The 18,881-nt window shown below is 35.1% G+C and carries 16 protein-coding genes; all 16 read right to left on the bottom strand.

Annotation, left to right across the window (positions count from 1 at the left end; translation table 11 throughout):
* Positions 1-746: 746 nt before the first annotated feature.
* The 16 genes from cydB to rsmB all read right to left on the bottom strand — a co-directional run bounded on the left by cydB (position 747) and on the right by rsmB (position 18,819).
* A complete protein-coding gene (gene cydB, locus ACUN8G_RS06210; RefSeq protein WP_437346467.1) occupies positions 747-1,760 on the bottom strand; it encodes a cytochrome d ubiquinol oxidase subunit II in 1,014 nt (337 codons plus the stop codon).
* A gap of 9 nt (positions 1,761-1,769) precedes the next feature.
* Positions 1,770-3,152, bottom strand: coding sequence for a cytochrome ubiquinol oxidase subunit I (locus ACUN8G_RS06215; RefSeq protein WP_437346466.1), 1,383 nt, complete (start codon positions 3,150-3,152; stop codon positions 1,770-1,772).
* A gap of 31 nt (positions 3,153-3,183) precedes the next feature.
* Positions 3,184-3,609, bottom strand: a complete 426-nt coding sequence (locus ACUN8G_RS06220) for an RrF2 family transcriptional regulator (RefSeq protein ID WP_437346465.1) — start codon at positions 3,607-3,609, stop codon at positions 3,184-3,186.
* 808 nt (positions 3,610-4,417) lie between these two features.
* Entirely contained in the window at positions 4,418-4,915 is a 498-nt protein-coding gene (locus tag ACUN8G_RS06225; protein ID WP_437346464.1) for a thioredoxin domain-containing protein, read from the bottom strand.
* Entirely contained in the window at positions 4,912-5,802 is an 891-nt protein-coding gene (locus ACUN8G_RS06230) for an NAD(+)/NADH kinase (protein WP_437346463.1), read from the bottom strand. The genes ACUN8G_RS06225 and ACUN8G_RS06230 overlap by 4 nt, the downstream gene beginning before the upstream one ends.
* The gene (locus tag ACUN8G_RS06235; RefSeq protein ID WP_437346462.1) at positions 5,799-6,554 is read right to left on the bottom strand and encodes a glycosyltransferase family 2 protein; all 756 of its coding nucleotides are present in this window, start codon (positions 6,552-6,554) and stop codon (positions 5,799-5,801) included. The genes ACUN8G_RS06230 and ACUN8G_RS06235 overlap by 4 nt, the downstream gene beginning before the upstream one ends.
* 2 nt (positions 6,555-6,556) lie before the next feature.
* On the bottom strand, positions 6,557-8,422 hold the full coding sequence (locus ACUN8G_RS06240) for an ABC transporter ATP-binding protein (protein ID WP_437346461.1): 1,866 nt from the start codon (positions 8,420-8,422) through the stop codon (positions 6,557-6,559).
* Positions 8,419-9,630, bottom strand: coding sequence for a hypothetical protein (locus ACUN8G_RS06245; protein ID WP_437346460.1), 1,212 nt, complete (start codon positions 9,628-9,630; stop codon positions 8,419-8,421). Before ACUN8G_RS06245 ends, ACUN8G_RS06240 begins: the two co-directional genes overlap by 4 nt.
* Positions 9,631-9,633: 3 nt before the next feature.
* Positions 9,634-10,524, bottom strand: coding sequence for a site-specific tyrosine recombinase XerD (xerD, locus tag ACUN8G_RS06250; protein ID WP_437346459.1), 891 nt, complete (start codon positions 10,522-10,524; stop codon positions 9,634-9,636).
* A 3-nt stretch (positions 10,525-10,527) separates the two neighbouring features.
* Positions 10,528-12,711 carry an HD family phosphohydrolase gene (locus ACUN8G_RS06255; RefSeq protein WP_437346458.1) on the bottom strand — a complete coding sequence of 728 codons (2,184 nt, stop codon included), beginning with the start codon at positions 12,709-12,711 and terminating at the stop codon, positions 10,528-10,530.
* 3 nt (positions 12,712-12,714) lie between these two features.
* Positions 12,715-13,557: a Cof-type HAD-IIB family hydrolase gene (locus ACUN8G_RS06260; protein ID WP_437346457.1), complete on the bottom strand. Its 843-nt coding sequence runs from the start codon at positions 13,555-13,557 to the stop codon at positions 12,715-12,717.
* Positions 13,558-13,652: 95 nt separating this feature from the next.
* Positions 13,653-14,012 (bottom strand): STAS domain-containing protein, encoded by a 360-nt coding sequence (locus tag ACUN8G_RS06265; protein ID WP_437346456.1) that lies wholly within the window; start codon positions 14,010-14,012, stop codon positions 13,653-13,655.
* Positions 14,013-14,076: 64 nt separating this feature from the next.
* On the bottom strand, positions 14,077-14,601 hold the full coding sequence (locus ACUN8G_RS06270; protein WP_437346455.1) for a hypothetical protein: 525 nt from the start codon (positions 14,599-14,601) through the stop codon (positions 14,077-14,079).
* A 5-nt stretch (positions 14,602-14,606) separates the two neighbouring features.
* Entirely contained in the window at positions 14,607-16,616 is a 2,010-nt protein-coding gene (gene ligA, locus ACUN8G_RS06275; RefSeq protein ID WP_437346454.1) for an NAD-dependent DNA ligase LigA, read from the bottom strand.
* Complete coding sequence (locus tag ACUN8G_RS06280; protein ID WP_437346453.1) at positions 16,588-17,436, bottom strand: helix-turn-helix domain-containing protein; 849 nt, start codon at positions 17,434-17,436, stop codon at positions 16,588-16,590. Before ACUN8G_RS06280 ends, ligA begins: the two co-directional genes overlap by 29 nt.
* A 9-nt stretch (positions 17,437-17,445) precedes the next feature.
* Positions 17,446-18,819, bottom strand: a complete 1,374-nt coding sequence (gene rsmB, locus ACUN8G_RS06285) for a 16S rRNA (cytosine(967)-C(5))-methyltransferase RsmB (protein WP_437346452.1) — start codon at positions 18,817-18,819, stop codon at positions 17,446-17,448.
* Positions 18,820-18,881: the final 62 nt, after the last annotated feature.

Below are 18,881 nucleotides of genomic sequence, written 5' to 3' on the forward strand. Positions count from 1 at the left end.
TAATATTGTACAAAATTACACATTTATTATACAATCCAAAGATTAGAGAGAAATATTTTTGATTTCTTGCTTGACAGAATTATGAGTAAAGTTAATATAGCCTCCATTAATTGCTGCTAATAAATCACCTATTAAACATTTCACTGTAGTATCGTAGTTTTCCTTTAACCTTGTAATTGTGCAATCATACTCAACAAAGAGTGTTCTGAAGAAATTCTCAGCTATTGTAGCTCCAGCACAATAAACGTTACAATCAAAAATTTCATTGCATAACTTCTCTTCTTAAAAAACGACAAGTCGTTTTCCTTTAGCTTTAAGCAGTGAATTTTACTTTTCAAAGAAATTCAAAGTTTGTCAAATTTTTTCAAGTTCATAAACACTTTTCTGATTTATCTCAGGCATTTCTATAAAATCGTCTCTTATAGAGCTCAATGAAACATCATTTTCATTTAGAATAAGATATATAAAGTATTCGGTTGCAAAGTCTCCGCTTTCGACAAAAAGTACTTCCAAATAATTTATTTCAACACAATTTCAACCAAAAAACTCTGTTTTTTACTGTATGAGGTATTTTATCATCTGGTTAGTTTTGTTTACCAAAAATTCCAAAAATATGATAACTCAAACAGTTAGTTTATTTTCAGTAAATGACAGAGATCTTAGAATTTTTTGTTTCATAACGTCTCTTTTAAAAAATAAAAGATTGTCATCCTTCGAAAAAAAGGATGACAATCGAAGTTACTTTTTTAATATTCAAGTTTTTGCTTAGTTGAAACTCTTTTTCTAAATATCCAATAACTCCATGCCTGGTATACTAATACAATCGGTACGAAAATTACTGCAACTATCGTCATTACTTTTAATGTATATGGGCTCGAAGAAGCATTGTAAATTGTCAAACTCCAATCTGGATTTGTGCTTGAAACCATTACACGAGGGAATAATCCCATAAATACAGTAATAGTTGAGAAAACTATTGTTATTCCAGTCATTACAAATGCCCATCCTTCTCTTCTTAAGTTAAGAAAATAACGAACAGATAGAATAGCCAGACCAGCAAGTATTGGTATAACTCCAGGATTTACTCCAAGTTTACTGAACATATCGGTATCATAATAACCAAAGATTACATAGCTAAAAAGAAGAATAACAGAAGGCAGCCAAAGTTTTTTTGCAATTTTTCGAGCACCTTCGAGAAGTTCATCCGTCAATTTTAATGAAAGGAAGACTGAACCGTGCAATGTGAATATAGTTAGTGAAGTTAATCCACCCAATAAAGAATAAGGATTCAATAATGTAAAGAAGTTCCCTGTAAAATTCATATTCTGATCAATTGGAACACCACGAATTATATTTGAGATAGCCACTCCCCAAAGTAATGCAGGTACGAAACTTCCGATAAAGATTACCCAATCCCACCTATTACGCCAAACGGGGTCATCTTTTTTACTTCTATATTCAAAAGCAACACCACGTGCAATTAAAGCAAGTAGCATAATAACCAATGCAAGATAAAAACCACTAAATAACGTAGCGTACCAGTTTGGAAATGCAGCAAACATAGCTCCACCAGCTGTTATCATCCATACTTCATTGCCATCCCAAAAAGTTCCAATTGAATTGATAATTGCTCGTCTTTGGCGGTCATCTTTGCCAAGAAATGGTAAGAGAATTCCAACGCCGTAGTCGAATCCCTCTAAAAAGAAAAATCCAATAAATAAAACGGCTATAAGTATAAACCAGATAGTGTTAAGATCCATTTTATCCTCCTATGCCTTACTTAAAACTGAATTATCAATTTCTGCTTCTTCTTTTTCTATTTCATTAATATCCCTTGAAGCATATTTTCTAAATAATGAAATCATAATTATCATTAACACAGCATATAAAACTGTATACGCTATTAAAGAAAACAAAACTTCACCAGCGGAGACAGTGTTAGAGACTGAGTCAGCAGTTTGGAACAATCCAAAAACTGTCCACGGTTGTCTGGCAATCTCAGTAAATAGCCATCCTGTTGTATTCGCAATTACAGGCAAAAGGAAAGACCAGAAAGTAATTTTATAACCCAAAGAACTAAAATCTAATCTATCTTTATAAGCTTTAATTACCGATAATATTGCGATCAACAACATTAAAAAACCCGCGCCAACCATTATTCTAAAAGTCCAGTAGGAAACCGCTACTGGTGGAACATAATCGCCCGGACCGTATTTTTGTTCTGCTTCTTTCTGCAGATTTTTAATTCCTTTAACTTCTCCTTCAAATTTGTTATATGCGAGAAAACTTAGAGCACCAGGAATTTTAATTGCAAAAACATCTCTCCGATTCTTCTCGTCGCCAAAAGTAAATAAAGACATAGCTGCTGGATTCTCACTTTCCCAAAGAGCTTCAGCTGCTGCCATTTTCATAGGTTGTATTTTAACCATATACTGAGCTTGAGTATGCCCAACTAAAATTACGAGCAAGGTACCAATTAAAGCATAGACAGCACCAAATTTAAAAGACTTCTTAAATACTTCGTGTTTACCTTTTCTAACCAATTGATAAGCACTTATCGAGAGAATTAAAAATCCTGCAGTTGCAACAGCACCAAAAAATACGTGTGGAAATTGAACCCAAAGATGTCCATTAGTAATGATTGCAAAGAAATCGGTCATTTCTGCGCGACCATTTCTTATTGCATAGCCAACGGGCTGTTGCATAAATGAATTTGCTGCGAGTATCCAGATTGCAGAAAGATTTGACCCAATTGCAACAAGCCAGATTGATGCGAGATGAGCTTTCTTCGAAATTCGATCCCATCCAAAAATCCAGATACCAATAAATGTTGACTCCATAAAAAAGGCAAGCAAGGCTTCAATAGCTAACGGAGCTCCAAAAATATCCCCCATAAATCTTGAGTATTGCGACCAGTTCATTCCAAATTGAAATTCCTGAACAATGCCCGTTACAACACCAATTGCAAAATTGATTAAGAACAGTTTACCCCAGAACTTTGTCATTTTCTTGTATACTTCATTTCCTGTTCTGTAATATGCTGTTTGCATAATTGCTACCGCAATTGAAAGCCCTAAGGTAATTGGCACAAAGAAATAATGATAGACAGTTGTTATTGCAAACTGCCACCTTGATAATGTTAATACATCCATTTTTACCTCATTTTTAATGAGACATAGTTAGCTAAATGTTCTGTTCTTTAAGAATATAGTCTGATATTCTTTGGCTTTTTAATTTTTCTATCAATAGTTTTTCTTCATTTACCCAGAACGAATGGAACTTACAACCAAACATTAACTCACAAACAAAATTTTCATTCAAACAATCATTAAACTTTACCTTGAAACCTATAGTATTTAATACATCATACATTGAAAGCTTTTTGGGATTGGCTTTAAGAAATATTCCACCATATTTGCCTTGAATAGAACCTGTAATGTTAGCTTTATTTAATTTATGAATAATCCGAGCTGCAAATTTTGGGGAGATAAACAATCTTTTTGATAGTTCTTTAACAGAAAGGTATTCGTTTTTTGGTAGCCCGGCTAAATAAGCAATCATCCTCAGCGCATAATCCTGTTCACGAGATATGAAGCTGTTTCTTTTCATTTCTAAATATTACCTATATGGTAATGTTTAAAATAATTTTTTCCTTTAGAATTTCCAAAACATATTTTTATTCTTTTTTGCCAGCTATAATAAAAGTTGATTTGTATTACTGCACCTGAATTAATCATTTAGAATAAATAGATCGATAATCTCTACTTTGATAACGTTAATTTTAGTTGAATTTCAGCAATCCATTTTTTCAAAGAGCGATAATATATTAATGGCTTACACAATTTTTGGGAATAACAAATGATTTTCACATAAAGCTTATCTCAGTCATTCTACCGAAGTCATAGCTGTTACCCGCATTTCTGGAGCAATTTTATACTGTATTTACGTGTTTAAGTTTGACCATCATTCATAAATCAGCTCATTATTCTGTTAAAAAACTCTTATAAGAAATCGGGTTAATTAAGTGGAAATATTTTGATTCTACGACTACTTAAGAAGCGTTATAATTTACTCTCGACGGGATTTTGAGTTTTTTTATCCTAAATTTGAGTCGGCATATAAATATTTGCCATTTTAATATTCTTATGATGGAATAAACTTACTGCTGTACAATCTTTTCAATTAAATTTACAGGCAACAAACAGTAGAATCTGAAATTTGTTTATTTGGGCAGGAATGTTTTTTAGTTGCTCAACAATTTTTTATTCGTTAAAAGAGCAAATACTTTAAGTGTTCGCAAAAAATAAAATAACTAAATTCACAATTAATATTGCAAACATATCATGAATTCCAGCATTCCAACACAGAGTCTCGACCTTATTTATAATATTACTAACTTGTTAATTTTGACAACAAACTAATTTAGAATTTTCAACAAATCTCTTTCGAGTGTTTTATCAGGCACTTCAATAATTCTTCCTTTTTCTTTGCCGCTTTTGTATACAATAAAAGTGGGCACTAGTAAAATTTTTTTATCGCCGATGTTGAAATTCCCTGCGGTTTTATTTCTATCAACTGCGATCATTCTGATATTTTCTTCAGGGAAGCTGCATAGATCGAGAATTTTTAAGAATCTCGGTACTTCCCTGCGGCTATCGCTGCACCATGTGCCAAAGATAATCTCTATTTCGTAATCTCTTAGCTTATTTTTAAGTGTATCAATTACAAGTTTATCGGGCAAGTAATTTTCATATTCATCGCTAAACCATACCGAATAAACTGTGTCGTTAAATTCTTCTCTTTTAATTTCTCCTATCAATATTTTCTTGCCGGATTTTTCGTCGAAAGTAAAGTTACATTTTTCCTGTGAATAGAAAACATTCGCAAGGAGCAAAAGAAATAGAAGAACTTTCATTTTGATCCCATATTAATGTTTCTGATATCGAGTCCCCAGAAAAGTTTATCCCTGAGAATCTCAAAATAGTTAGATTTATTCGAATGGACGAGATTAAAGCTATTTTTGCCTTTAGTAATTTCAATAGTTACGGGTGTATTGCGTGAAATAGTACGCTGACCGTCACTGTTAATGTTTACTTTTCCATAGAGAGAACGTGCTACTATTGTAATCTTCTGCTCGCCCGATATTACGAGAGGTCGCATTGTAAGTATATGAGGCGCAATAGGACTCAATGTAATTGCTTTGGCTTTTGGATTTACAATCGGCCCACCGGCAGCAAGAGAATAGCCAGTACTGCCGGTTGGAGTTGCAACTATAAGACCATCGGCAGAAAAGGTAGAAACATAATCGTCATCAATTTTAATTGTAAGTTCAATCAATTTTGACCATGAGCCTTTATCGATTACAATGTCGTTAATTGCGTATAATTCTTCATCTAACCCTTGGATTTTGCCTCTCAAAGTCATTCTTTTTTCGACGAGGTAACTTCCTCTTTTCAAATCGTTTAATAGTTCTTTAAATGAATTGACGTCAAACTCAGCAAGGAATCCCATCTTACCAAGGTTTACACCAATTATTGGTGTTTCAGTATTCCTAATTGAATAAGCGGTCGATAAAATTGTGCCGTCGCCTCCAATCGATACAATCATATCAGAAAATTTAATTAATTCATCGAGAGGCAGAAAATTCGAATTCTTTATAGAATCTGTGAACTCATCGTTCATGCCCAGCATTATATTCGACAATGCATATTCTACGCCTGCATCACGGATTTGAGCAACTAACGAATCAATAGTTTTAATAATGTCCTCTTTTGATATGTTCGGGATAAGACCTAATCTCATTTTCGATTCATTTCCCATAATTTTACATATTTTGTAAATACATAGAGCGACGAAAAAACAGATAGAATCAAACCATTAAGACCATCCAGAAATCCAAGACGAAATATATACATTTTGAAAAATAGAAATGGTGGACGCAGTAAAAGATCCGTAATTCCAGCTCTTTTGCCTTTTTTGTATAACTCTTCAGCTGCCAGCGAAGTATAATTATTAAATTTATCGAAATAATGCCTGACATTCGGGTCGGTGTAGTGATTCAAATCGTTTTTAAGATAACCTTTTTGTCCTTCGATTTGCAAACCTTCATGAACATTTTTTGTATCGAAACGCGTCTTGTTTTTATCAAAAAGGCGTACAACATAGCCGGGATACCAGCCGCAATGTTTAATCCACTTTCCTAAAAAGAAAGCTCTTCTTTTAATGTAATACGCATCGTATTGAGGATTACTTGTCTTGAAATTTTTTAATTCTTCTTTTAGTTCAGGAGTCAACTCTTCATCGGCATCGATCCAGAGAACCCAATCAAATTTTGCTCTGGACAGCGCGTAATTTTTAGTTGGTCCGTAACCCAGCCATTCGACAATTTCATAATTAATATTGGGGAAAGACTTCACAATTTCCTCTGTTCTGTCCGTTGTTTTTGAATCGATTAGAACAACTATGTCGTCAATAACACCGGTCAAACTATTCAAACATCTGCCAATATTATATTCTTCGTTGTAGGCAATTATAATGGCTGATAAATTAATCATAATCAGGCAATATCTCTGAACTGAAGTTCATATAATTTTTTATAAATACCATTTTCGTTCTTGATCAAATCTTCATGTTTGCCGTCCTGAACAATTTTACCATGTTCGAGTACGAGAATTCTATCGGCATTTCGAATTGTGCTGAGACGATGCGCAATAACAAATACGGTACGGCTTTGAAGTAATCTTTCAATAGCCTCCTGTACAAGAACTTCCGATTCATTGTCGAGAGATGAAGTGGCTTCGTCGAGAATCATGATAGGAGGATTTTTGAGGATTGCCCTGGCAATTGATATCCTCTGACGTTGACCGCCAGAAAGTTTTGTCCCTTTTTCCCCTATAATCGTATCGTATTGATGAGGCAATTCCATTATAAAATTATGTGCATTGGCTGCTTTAGCGGCTTCAATTATTTTTTGATCGCTGCAGTCTGTTAATCCATACGCAATATTGTTTCTCACCGTATCGTTGAAGAGTACCGTTTCCTGTGTAACTATCCCCATCAGTTTTCTCAGGTCTTCAATTCTGAAAGAACGGATATCAACACCGTCGAGTAATATTGCTCCTTCGACAGGGTCGAAAAATCTGGGAATCAAATCGACAAGTGTAGTTTTGCCAGCTCCACTGCTTCCGACAATTGCTATAATTTTTCCTTTATCAGCTGTAAAACTAATATCATCGAGCACAAGCGATTTTGAGTCTTCATAATGAAAGGATACATTTCGAAATTCAAGTTTATCATTGAATCCATTGAGCGGGACAGGTTTATCCGGGTCTTTTATTGACGGCTCGGTATCAATTATCTCGAAAATCCTATCTGCAGCTGCACTCGACTCCTGAATTCTATTGTTAACACTGCTCAGTTCTTTGACCGGTGGCATTAGCTGAAAAATGGCAAATAGAAATCCAATAAATTGACTTGCAGTAATTGATTTATCGACGAGTACCAGTTGAGCACCGAAATAAATAATTACCACGCCAACAATAACGCTTAGAAATTCTGTAGTGGGACTCGAAATATTTCTTATACGTGTAATTTTTAAAGAGAGCTTGAAAAAACTTTCGGTTTCGTCTTCAAATTTTTTGTTTTCATATTCTTCCATACCAAAAGCTTTTACAATTTTGATTCCAGTAATGGTTTCGTGAAGACGATTAGTAAGATCTGCAATTTTCTGCTGTAGCAAGCCGCTCTGTTTTCTAATAATTAATCCGATATAACTAATTACAATCAGTGAAAAAGGCAGAACAACAAGAGAAAAAAGAGTTAGTTTCCAGCTGATAGCAATAGCAATACCCAGGAAAACTATTATCTTTAACGGTTCTCTGATAAGGTTCAGAAATACGGCGGAGATACTTGAATTGACAGCGTTGACGTCGTTCATGATTCTTGAAATCAAGTTTCCCGTCTTTTCGTTCTTGAAATAACTCATTGGCAATTTATGCAGATGGCGATAAGCCTGATTGCGTAAGTCTTTAATTACACCTTGCTCGACGAATGCCAGAAAATAAGCCTGGAGATAGCCGAATAAATTTTTTCCAAGGAAAGCTATAATTATAAGCAGACAAATTTTAATCAATACTTCCGAGATGGAGCCCGTAAAAATAAACATCTGAATTTCATTCAGAAGTCGATTAAGTTGCTGCACAAGTGAGATATCGCCAACGGAATCAACTCCGCTATTTTTTAAAGCAGACGACGATGAAGCATTGCTTACGCCTTTTTGTTGAAAAAGAGTATCGAGCAACGGTATCGACAAATAAATCGAAGCGCCGTCCAGTAGAGCCGAAAAAATCGTAAATATTATCGAAGCCGTAAGATGTTTCCAGTACGGTTTGAGATATCCTACTATTCTAAAGTATGTTTTCATAACATAAACTTAAGCCCGCATCCACCAGGAATAGTAATGCGGTCATATATTTCATCATTTACATAATCGTATATCCCGACACCAGATATACCGTTATTTTCTTCATCAAAAAATAATAAGTTTCCACGAACTAATAAATTCATGAAAGAAGGTCCATGAAAAGTTTGTTGTATACGCATCGCATAGTTATCGATAACAATCAACTCCGACTTTTTATTGTTTTCAGCTGGTTTAAATATCAGGAAGAGATACCGATCATCTGGGGTCCATACATTTCGGAACAATTTCCCTTTATATTCTTTAATGAGAATTTCTTTATTCTCATCGATGCTCTTCAGATAAATAAAACTCGTACTATCCTCATAAACGCATCTCAAGTGGAATCTAACTTTTGGGGAAATCGAAACAGTCCTTAAAGACGAAGGCGTTGGAAATCCGTCCTTCGTTAAGTTAAATCTTCTTTCTGATAATTTCACTGAATTACCTGTTTTGTCAAAAGAATAGATAGTCTGAATGAGTATTTGAGCATTCAAAGTATCTGGTTTTGTAAAATTAACTTTGAATGTGTCTTTATTTTCCCAGTATGAATAAATTTGCATTCCCCTGCCGAAATAAAAAAGTTCATTTAGATCATCACTCTGATTCTTATAGTGATATAACCTGGCATCTCTTACGTAAGGGAACTCCCCTTTGCTACCCCAGCTCAATGCGGTAAGAATAAACGCATAATTCCAGTCTTCAGAATAACTGAGAGAAAGAACCTTTCTGCCCCAACGACTCCAGTAAGGAGTCGATTTCTTTTTTACCAAATCGTATTTGTATAGTGATTGCCTACCCTGATAGTACCCGATAAATAATATTGTACGGTAACTATCTTTTACGAACCTATTTTTATAATAAATTCTGTAGTTATAGTTCCTTAACTTTCTGAACAAGTTAAATCCAGCTTCTCCGGCTTCGAATATTGTTGGATAATTGCCTACCAATAAAAGATAACTGCCTGATAGTTTTTTTTTCACCACATAATCTGCCAATACAGAATCACCGAGTTTTTCAGCATATCGAATTAACTTAAGAGAATCCGGGGATTCTTTCAGCGCAATGGAATAACCATCTTTAACTTTGATTTCATTTTCAGTACTGCAACTTATTGCCAGAGCAATAATTGAAAATATCAAGAGTGATATTTTGATTAGCTTTCCATACATAAATTATCCGCGTGGATGGTGGTCCCTGTGCATTTGTTTTACAAATTCCCTATCGACATGCGTATAAATCTGGGTTGTGGAAATATCGGCATGACCGAGCATCTCCTGCACAGCTCTTAAATCGGCACCTCCTTCAATTAGATGCGTGGCAAATGTATGTCTGAACGTATGAGGATGAATTTCCTTATTTATTCCTGCTTGTTTTGAATATCGTTCAAAAATTTTCCATATCCACATTCTCGATAATTTTGTTCCGCGTCTGCTCAGGAAAACAAAATTTTCTGATCTAATTTGATTCTTTAAAAAAGGTCTGCCCATTTTAAGATATTCGTTAATCCAGTAAACTGCGCTTTTGCCTACAGGTACAAATCTTTCTTTTGAACCCTTGCCAAGAACTCTAATCACTTCATCATCAAAAAGGAGGTCGGTCATCCTCAAATTTATCAATTCCGATACTCGTAAACCTGAAGAATAGAACAATTCGAGAATGGCTCGGTCACGTAAACCTGCAGGCGTTGAAACATCAACACTTTGTAATATTAGATCAATTTCTTCGACGGAAAGAACTGAAGGAAGTTTTCTTGATATATGAATCCCTGTAAGTTTTTCTGTAGGGTTTGACGAAACATAATTCATATTTTCAAGAAAACTCCAGAAACCTCTTAATGCGGACATATATCTTGCCGAAGTAGAAGAATCGATCCCGAGTTGTCTCATTTCTTCAAGATATTTTGAAATAACTTCAGAAGTAACATCGTTGAGGTCGGAAACATTTTCTCTGTATAAAAAATCGAAAAATTTTTTCAAATCGGATTGATAACTACTGACGGTATTTTCTGAAAGGTTTTTTTCGTACAGAAGAAGAGTCAGATATTCTTTAAGAAAAGACTCCATCTTCTAACCTTCTTTCTTGTTGTTTTCCATTTCGTCCTGATTCGGGTATCGGATTCTTTTATGATGTTGACCCAAAAGAATGTTTTTAAATGACTCTTTTATTTTTTTTATGTCGCTGAAAGTTAAAGAAGAATTATCTAACTGACCATCGTTAATGCGATCTTCTATAATATTATCGATAACATTTTCTATTTTAATCGGAGTAGGTTCAGTAATGGCGCGAATTGTCGATTCGCACGCATCAGCAATCATAACTAATGCAGTTTCTTTCGTGTTTGGTTTTGGACCTTTATATCGAAATTCATCGATGTTTACATTTGCTTCGCCGTATAAATCTTTAGCTTTTTCAAAAAAGTATTTAAGTACAATTGTTCCGTGATGCATTGGTATGAAATCGATTATTTCCTGAGGCAACTTATATTCTTTTGCCAGCTCAATTCCTTTTGTAACGTGCTCAACAATAATTTTTACACTTTCTTCTGGTTTCAACTTATCGTGAATATTTTCAGAACCAGATTGATTTTCAACAAATGCCGTCGGTTCTATTAGTTTACCGATATCGTGATAATAAGCGCCCACTCGTGCAAGTATTGGATTGGCAGAAATTTCCACCGCTGCGGATTCAACCATAGTTCCAATTATCATCGAATGATTGAAGGTACCAGGAGTTTTTCTGGCAAGTTCCTTGAGTAATGGATGATTAAAATCTGTAAGTTCCAGCAGTGTGAGGTCAGTTGTAATTGAAAATATTTTTTCGATGAAAATTATTAGTCCGTATGTTAACACTGGACTTATCAATGCATTAGAAGCGGCATAAATCAAACTGGAGCCTATTGTACTTAGAGTATCGATCCTTTCGAGACCGAATGCAACTATGCTGAGAAAGTAGCCGAATAGAATAAAAATGAACGATCGAAAAATTTGGTTTCGATTTTTGATATCCCTGACTGTATAAGCTGCGATGGCTCCTGCTACTATATTTATCACAGCAAAAATATAATCGTTACCTCTCAAGCCAGCCACAATCAATGAAGTCACAACTGTCCCATAAAATCCCACACGAGAATCGAAAATTATCGTTAACAACATCGATGCAACTGCCACCGGCACAAGCAATTCAGCCTCTACGGGTAAATCAAGCTGATAAATCAGATACGCAAAAAAGCTTATGAAAAGAAATATAATCGAGATTAGAAGTATTCTGACGTTATCATTATAAATTTTTTTTCTGAAGAGATAGATATACAAAATGAACGGAAGCAATATAATTCCAATGTGTAAAAATTTTCCGATGCCTTGTGTAATCTTTCCTGGAAAAGTTATCTCTTCACCTTTAGCAATTCGGTAAGAGTCGATTTTTTGTTTTATTTCAGGAGTAATCCGATCGTGCTTGGCAACTATTCTTTCGTTTTCATTTACTATACCAATAGCTCTTGGCACGCGATCCATGGCAATCTGTATTGCTAACTGGGTCTCGTCGTAGCTATAATTAATGTTCGGTTTTAAGAAATAGAGTATATACTCCGTGAGAGCCGAAATTAGTTTGTCGTCATTTCCCACATTTGCCCTTAAAAAACTTTCGATAAATTCACTCACAGAAGAGATGTCGAAATAAAATGTTTTTGGATATATCCGTTCATATCTGCCCTGTCGCACAGTTATGCTATCCCTGCTAATATCATTGTATTGCTGGTCAATTAATCCACGATTATAAATTCTTATTATTAGCTCTTCTGTTAATTTAAGCAGGCTTCTGAAAGATCGGGTTTGCAAGTTGCTGAATGATGCTGGATTTCTTTTCAAACGATAAAAGATTTCAGCAGATGAATTGCTAAGAGGAATATGTTCGAAAAATTCTTCCCTCGATAATTTTTGCTGAAGAAATTTATTATACCTTTTTAAAGAGTCAAGACTCGCCTCGATAACATAATCGTCCCTGATGAAAACTGGTAATACTTTAGATGCGGCAGCCTGCCTTTCTTTTCTGTAAGTTTCAGGATCTTTAAGAATTTCAAAAGTCTTTGATGCGATAAGGTCATCCTGAATCCAGATTGAGCCGACATTAACTTCCGATTCTATAGTTTCCCCTGTTGGAAACATAAAGACAATAAGCAATACCATCACAAAAGCTATTAAAAGCTTAATCTTGAAGTCGGTTTTAAAATTTCTGTTTTTAATGAAATTCATTCACTACCTTACTTTTAAGAGCAGATGAAGGAATTCATTGATACCCCCATTATTATTGTCACTTTTTGTAACCATATCTGCCAATCTTTTTAATTCTGGTATTGCATTTGCCATGGCAATTTTCACTGCTCTCGTTTCAAACAGAGAAATATCATTGTACCAATCTCCTATTACAGCCGTTTCTTTTATGCTGATTTTTAATTTACGGCAAAGTTTGAGCAAGCCTTTGCCTTTACTCGACCCGATATTTCTGATTTCAAGATAGTAAATTCCGCCGTGGTTGTGCGATTTATAATAATTGCTACGAACACCGTAGACGTAAGGAAAACTCATCTTATGAGCTATCTTTACAATGTTATCTTTGAAATCGTTCATCATAACTATTTCGAGTACGTCCGAAAGATAATCATTATAATCGTCAACTTTCTTAAATATTGCGCCGTATTTCTCCAGTAATTCTACTGCAAGAGAGTTTCTTGTAGTGTAATAAACTGCATCGGTGCTGCACAGAACGTGAGTCATAGAATATTTTGCCGCAAGCGAAAGCGCACGTTTAACATGCTTGTCTTTAATGCACGACTTATATATAATTTCGTTTGTAAGAGGATTTACAATATGAGTACCGTCCAGTGCAATTATCGGTATTTTGATACCGAGATTCAAAATGTGCGTTACAACAGTGTTTGCCAGACGCCCTGTAGCAATTGTAAACATCACCCCTTTTTCTTCGAGCAACTTAACGAGCTTAATTGTATCTTCATTTAATCTATCATTACTATCGATTACTGTACCGTCAAGATCGAAAACTACTAGTTTGATTTTTCTTAAGATATCTGGATTAATCATAATAATTGGAACATTTGATATTTATATATAGGAATTTGATAAACATATATCAATAAATTTATTGAATTCTATTTGATCGAGTTTTCGAGAACGGATCAGTCCTGTTGAAGTTCTTTCAAAGCTTCTTCGACTGTATCGTGGATATAGAGTACTCTGTCGAGTTGAGAGATTTGAATTAAAGCCTTTACGTTTTTTGTGGGGGATGCCAGTTTAAGTATGCCGCCATTTGCCTGAAGAATTCGATATGCCAGCAATATTGCACTCAATCCAGAACTATCGCAGTAATCGACTTCCGAAAGGTCGATTATAAGTTTATTGATATCACCTGTATGTAGCAGAATTGTAAATTCACCTTTAACAAAACCAGCAATTGATGTGTCCAATCGTTTTTCGTTTAGCTTGAATATAGCTATATCTTCTATTTTTTTTAATTCGTAATTAATATTTTCATTCATTCTTATATCTTTTTTTTCTCTTTTACAAATCTAATAATTCATTCAATTATTAAAAAGAAATATGTTAAAACATACTAAAAAAACTTAATAAACTTCTGTAGAACACAGCTGGTTCTTTTGTCCTTGAATAATAGTGGAAATTATAAAATTCCATTAACTCGCCGTTGTCAGAAGCAAAGCGGATTTTGCTATTTATCGAATTAGAAACAGCTGCGAAGAAAAGCTTACCCGGTCGATTTAAATCGATTACAAGATCACAAACAATCTTATTAAGTTTATCAATCAGTTGTTTTGATGGCAAATTCAATCTCGTAATATCATTATCATCGTATTCAATTTTTGTAACGTTATCAGATATTTTTTCCGATAGTTTCCTGTTAACAAACACAGTTGTTTCTTTCCCGTGCAGCGTAAAGTATCTTACTACATCAAGCGCTTCGTCGAATCCTGCAAGTTTCTCAGGCATTATTATAAATATTTTCTTCGATTTTCTTATTAGTCCGTTGAATACTGATTGTTCTTTTGGATTTTTCTTGAATTTCAATTTAAGAAAAAACTTGCCGATGTTGTATTTTAGTTTTTCCAGCATTTAAGTTATTTAAGCATATTTAAAAATTCATCTTCGTTTATAATTTTAACTCCGAGCTTGCGTGCTTTGTCGATCTTTGAACCCGCTTTTTCTCCTGCTATAAGATAATCGGTATTTTTGCTGATTGCCGATAATACCTTGCCGCCGTTGGCAACGATTAATTCTTTAGCTTTATCGCGGGACATCGATGAGAGGGTACCCGTGAGAACAAATGATTTTCCTGCGAGTTTGTTAGATAATTTTTTCTGCTCCAATTTAAATTGAATACCGGCTCGGCGCAGTCGCTCGAGAATATCGAGATTTTTCGAGTCGGAAAAGAATCGTTTAATGCTATTGCTGACGCTGGGCCCAATATCTTCTATCGATTCAATCTCCTCTTGGCTGGCATTTATCAAAGCATCAATTGTACCGAAATGTTCGGCCAATTTTTGGGCTGCCCCTGCACCAACGTAACGAATGCCAAGTGCAAAAAGAACTTTGTCGAAGTTTCTTTTTTTGCTCTCTTCGATGGCTTTGAGTAAATTGTCCACGCTTTTTTCGCCCAATCTTTCAATTTTTATCAGTTCGTCGCGTTTATCCTTTAAGGAATAAATGTCTGCTACATCTTTTAGGTAACCAAGATCGACAAATAAACTAATTAACGATTCGCCCAGTCCGTTTATATCCATCGCACCTCGTGAAGCAAAATGGGCAATTCGTCCTTTAATTTGAGCGGGACAAGCAGGATTCTCGCAGTAGATTGCAACTTCCCCTTCTGGTTTAAAAAGTTTTGAATTGCACACAGGACATTTATCTGGCAAACTTACTTTAACTGAATTTTCTGGACGTAGACTTAAGTCGACTTCGACAACTTTCGGAATTACATCGCCGCCTTTTTCTATTATAACAGCATCTCCTTCCCTTATATCTTTTCTTCTAATTTCTTCGATGTTATGAAGAGTTGCTCTGCTAATTGTAGAGCCGGCCAGAAAGACGGGTTCCAATTCGGCTACCGGAGTAAGTGTACCTGTTCTTCCCACCTGCCAAACAATTTTTTTTAATTTTGTTTTTTCCTGAGGTGGTTTGAATTTGAATGCGACAGCCCATCGTGGCGATTTGGCAATATTACCAAGCATTTGTTGTTGTCGTATTGAATTTACTTTTATTACCGCTCCGTCAATTTCATAAGGCAATGTATAACGTTTTTCTTCCCATTCTCTGCAAAACGTAATTACATCCTCTATCGACCTGCACAATCTGTAATTTGGGTTAACAGGCAATCCCATTTTTTCGAGCAGCTTTAGGTTCTGAAAATGTTCTTTGAGTTCTTCATTTTGTGAATAGAGATAATAAACAAAAATTTTGAGGGGTCTTTGGGCAACTTCTTTGGGATCGAGAAGTTTAATTGTCCCGGCAACCAGATTGCGTGGATTGGCAAAAGTTTTTTCACCGTTTAATTCACGTTCAGAGTTAATCTTTTCAAAGTCACGGAGTTCCATATAAATTTCGCCACGTATTTCCACGTCATTCAGCTTATAACCTTCAATTTCAGTATTAATTGAAAGAGGAAGCGATCTAATGGTCTTAACATTATTTGTAATTTCTTCGCCGGTTGTACCGTCACCTCGCGTTGCAGCTCGTAGCAAAATTCCGTTTTCATAAATTATCGACACAGATACACCATCAATTTTTAATTCGCATACATATTCAACACTTTCACCTTCGGGTAGCCCTTCTTTAACTCTGCGATTGAAATCATAAAGTTCTTCTTCGTTATACGTGTTCGAAAGAGAAAGCATAGGAATACGATGAACAACCGGGTTGAATTTATTGGTAATATCTGAACCGACTCTTTGTGTTGGGGAATCGGGTGTTATGAGTTCAGGGTAAGCCTTTTCGAGTTCTAAAAGTTCATTGTATAATCTGTCGTATTCATAATCTGAAATAACAGGTTGAGCCAGCACGTAATATCTATAATCGTGCTCCCTAATTAAACGACGTAATTCTTCAATTCTTTTTTGAGGATTTGTTTTCATTTTTCACTTTTACAGGAATTAAATAAGAACGAATAGAATCGGGTGTAATATAATAATTTCTAACTTCTGCATATCCTCCGACAGATTCTATCGGTTTGCCGTTGAAATTCATTTTTACATATGCCGCATTACCCACAGCCACATAAAATCTATCAGCAGCTTTGAAATTTAATGCAGTATTCGGCGAAACAATTTTTTCAATTACTAACACACTATCGCATACTACTTTAATCCAGACAGCACCCGTAGTTTCTAAATGTAATTGAAGACTGTCGTCTGCAAGAGAAGATAACTGTTCTTCAACTGGAATTGACGATGAATCGATTTCGAATCGTTCCTCTTTCGATTCTGCTGTTGTTTCCGGTTCAATTACCGTGAGCTCGGATTTTTTATCAGGCAGGAACAAAAAATAAATCAAAAAAACTACTGCCACTAACGCAGCTACCAAATAGACATATTTTTTATTCAATGGATTGGGAGAAGAAGTTTTATATTCAGGAAATAGTTCACTGGAACCGGGTAATTCTTTTTTTTCTTCCTCAGAATTAATCAGTGCTCCCTCTACTTCTTTTATACCTTTTTTTGCCGTTTGATATTTTTTTACAGTGTCTTCCGGATTCAATCCGATAAATTCGGCATATTCCTTAATAAAAGCTTTTATGTAGATTTCAGGGAGGACATCAAAATTGCCTTCTTCAATTTGTTTTAAAAAATTAATATCGATGCGGGTATGATTTGAAATTTGTTGAAGCGTAAATCCTTTTTCTTCACGAAGGGATTTTAATTCTTCGGCAAATTTTTTGACGGCTTCTATAGCCATTTTAAATCTCTATTTGATTTTTATTAATTTCGCCGCGAACGACCCATCGACTCCATGAATATGCGGGAATGTACTGACACAACCGTTTTCGTCTAGATAATCTTCTGCAATTATGTCTCCCGCAGGTATTAATTGAAAATCGGGATTATTGTCTAAGAATTTTTTAATCAGTTCATAATTTTCTTCAGGTTCGATCGTACAAGTGCTATAGACAAGACTGCCTCCTGCTTTGAGCAACGATGCACCTTTAGTCAATAAATTGTATTGAATATTAACAATTTTTCTGATATCTCCCAAATCTTTCTTCCACTTAAGGTCGGGTTTTTTGGTTAGAGTTCCCAGGCCTGAGCACGGCGCATCGACTAGCACTCTGTCAAATAGCTGTTCGTCTTCGTATTCAAGCGCGTCGATAGCCTTTGTTTGAACGTTGGTCACTTTGAGTCTTAAAAGATTCTTTTCCAAAATTTTCAATCTGCTTTCAAAACGGTCAAGCGCCACAATTTCGCCTTCATTTTTCATCAAATCTGCGATAAAGGCAGATTTGCCACCAGGTGCAGCGCACAAATCCAATACTCGCATTCCCGGCTCAGGATTTAATAATTTAACCGGCAGTCCTGTACTTTCGTCTTGAACGGAAAAATATCCGAGTTTGAAATATTTCCAGTCAGTAATATTTACAAGATTATTTAATCTTATAAATTCAGGTAACAATCTGCTATCGGTGTATTTCAATTCAACTTCATCTAGAAGTTTCTTTAATTCATCTTTAGTAGTTACGAGATTATTAACACGAAGTGCCAGCACCGGTTTGTTGTTGTTGGCAGCGAGCAATTTTTCTGTATTTTCCCTGCCATATCGTGCCAGCCACCTTTTAACCATCCACGTTGGATGGGAATAATAAGTACTTAAATAGGCAACCAGGTCTTCTTCTGGATCTGGATATCTGATGGATTCTTTGTTTCTAATTATATTTCTCAAAAGTGCGTTTGTAAGGTCGGCATATTTCTGACCCTGCAATTTTTTTACGAATTCAACAGCTTCGTTGACAGCAGCATAATCAGGAACTTTATCCAGAAAAAGAATCTGATAGAGAGCTACTCTCAATGCGTTTTTTACATTTGGAACACACTTTGAAAACTGTCCTTTAAAAAAACCTGTTAAAATCCAATCGAGTCGCTCCATCCATCTCATCACACCATGTACAATTTCGAAGAGAAGCGCTTTGTCTAAACTGTTAAGATTGGAATTCTTTAATTCAATCTCGAGTAATTTATCCAGGTATGCATCGGTTCTATCAACACGGTTGAGTATTTTTATAGCTTCTCCTCTTACACCTTCGTAAAGGTTGGAACCCATTAGATTTATTGTGGTCGTTTCATTCATAGTTTTAATGGTAAATTGTAACAGGAAGGTTTTTAAAATTAAAAAGGGCTGCCAACCTACAG

The sequence above is a fragment of the Melioribacter sulfuriphilus genome (assembly GCF_052656625.1).

Coding starts and splice junctions, on each gene's coding strand:
- cydB (WP_437346467.1), bottom strand. CDS start 1,760: ATGGATCTTAACACTATCTGGTTTATACTTATAGCCGTTTTATTTATT.
- ACUN8G_RS06215 (WP_437346466.1), bottom strand. CDS start 3,152: ATGGATGTATTAACATTATCAAGGTGGCAGTTTGCAATAACAACTGTC.
- ACUN8G_RS06220 (WP_437346465.1), bottom strand. CDS start 3,609: ATGAAAAGAAACAGCTTCATATCTCGTGAACAGGATTATGCGCTGAGG.
- ACUN8G_RS06225 (WP_437346464.1), bottom strand. CDS start 4,915: ATGAAAGTTCTTCTATTTCTTTTGCTCCTTGCGAATGTTTTCTATTCA.
- ACUN8G_RS06230 (WP_437346463.1), bottom strand. CDS start 5,802: ATGAGATTAGGTCTTATCCCGAACATATCAAAAGAGGACATTATTAAA.
- ACUN8G_RS06235 (WP_437346462.1), bottom strand. CDS start 6,554: ATGATTAATTTATCAGCCATTATAATTGCCTACAACGAAGAATATAAT.
- ACUN8G_RS06240 (WP_437346461.1), bottom strand. CDS start 8,422: ATGAAAACATACTTTAGAATAGTAGGATATCTCAAACCGTACTGGAAA.
- ACUN8G_RS06245 (WP_437346460.1), bottom strand. CDS start 9,630: ATGTATGGAAAGCTAATCAAAATATCACTCTTGATATTTTCAATTATT.
- xerD (WP_437346459.1), bottom strand. CDS start 10,524: ATGGAGTCTTTTCTTAAAGAATATCTGACTCTTCTTCTGTACGAAAAA.
- ACUN8G_RS06255 (WP_437346458.1), bottom strand. CDS start 12,711: ATGAATTTCATTAAAAACAGAAATTTTAAAACCGACTTCAAGATTAAG.
- ACUN8G_RS06260 (WP_437346457.1), bottom strand. CDS start 13,557: ATGATTAATCCAGATATCTTAAGAAAAATCAAACTAGTAGTTTTCGAT.
- ACUN8G_RS06265 (WP_437346456.1), bottom strand. CDS start 14,012: ATGAATGAAAATATTAATTACGAATTAAAAAAAATAGAAGATATAGCT.
- ACUN8G_RS06270 (WP_437346455.1), bottom strand. CDS start 14,601: ATGCTGGAAAAACTAAAATACAACATCGGCAAGTTTTTTCTTAAATTG.
- ligA (WP_437346454.1), bottom strand. CDS start 16,616: ATGAAAACAAATCCTCAAAAAAGAATTGAAGAATTACGTCGTTTAATT.
- ACUN8G_RS06280 (WP_437346453.1), bottom strand. CDS start 17,436: ATGGCTATAGAAGCCGTCAAAAAATTTGCCGAAGAATTAAAATCCCTT.
- rsmB (WP_437346452.1), bottom strand. CDS start 18,819: ATGAATGAAACGACCACAATAAATCTAATGGGTTCCAACCTTTACGAA.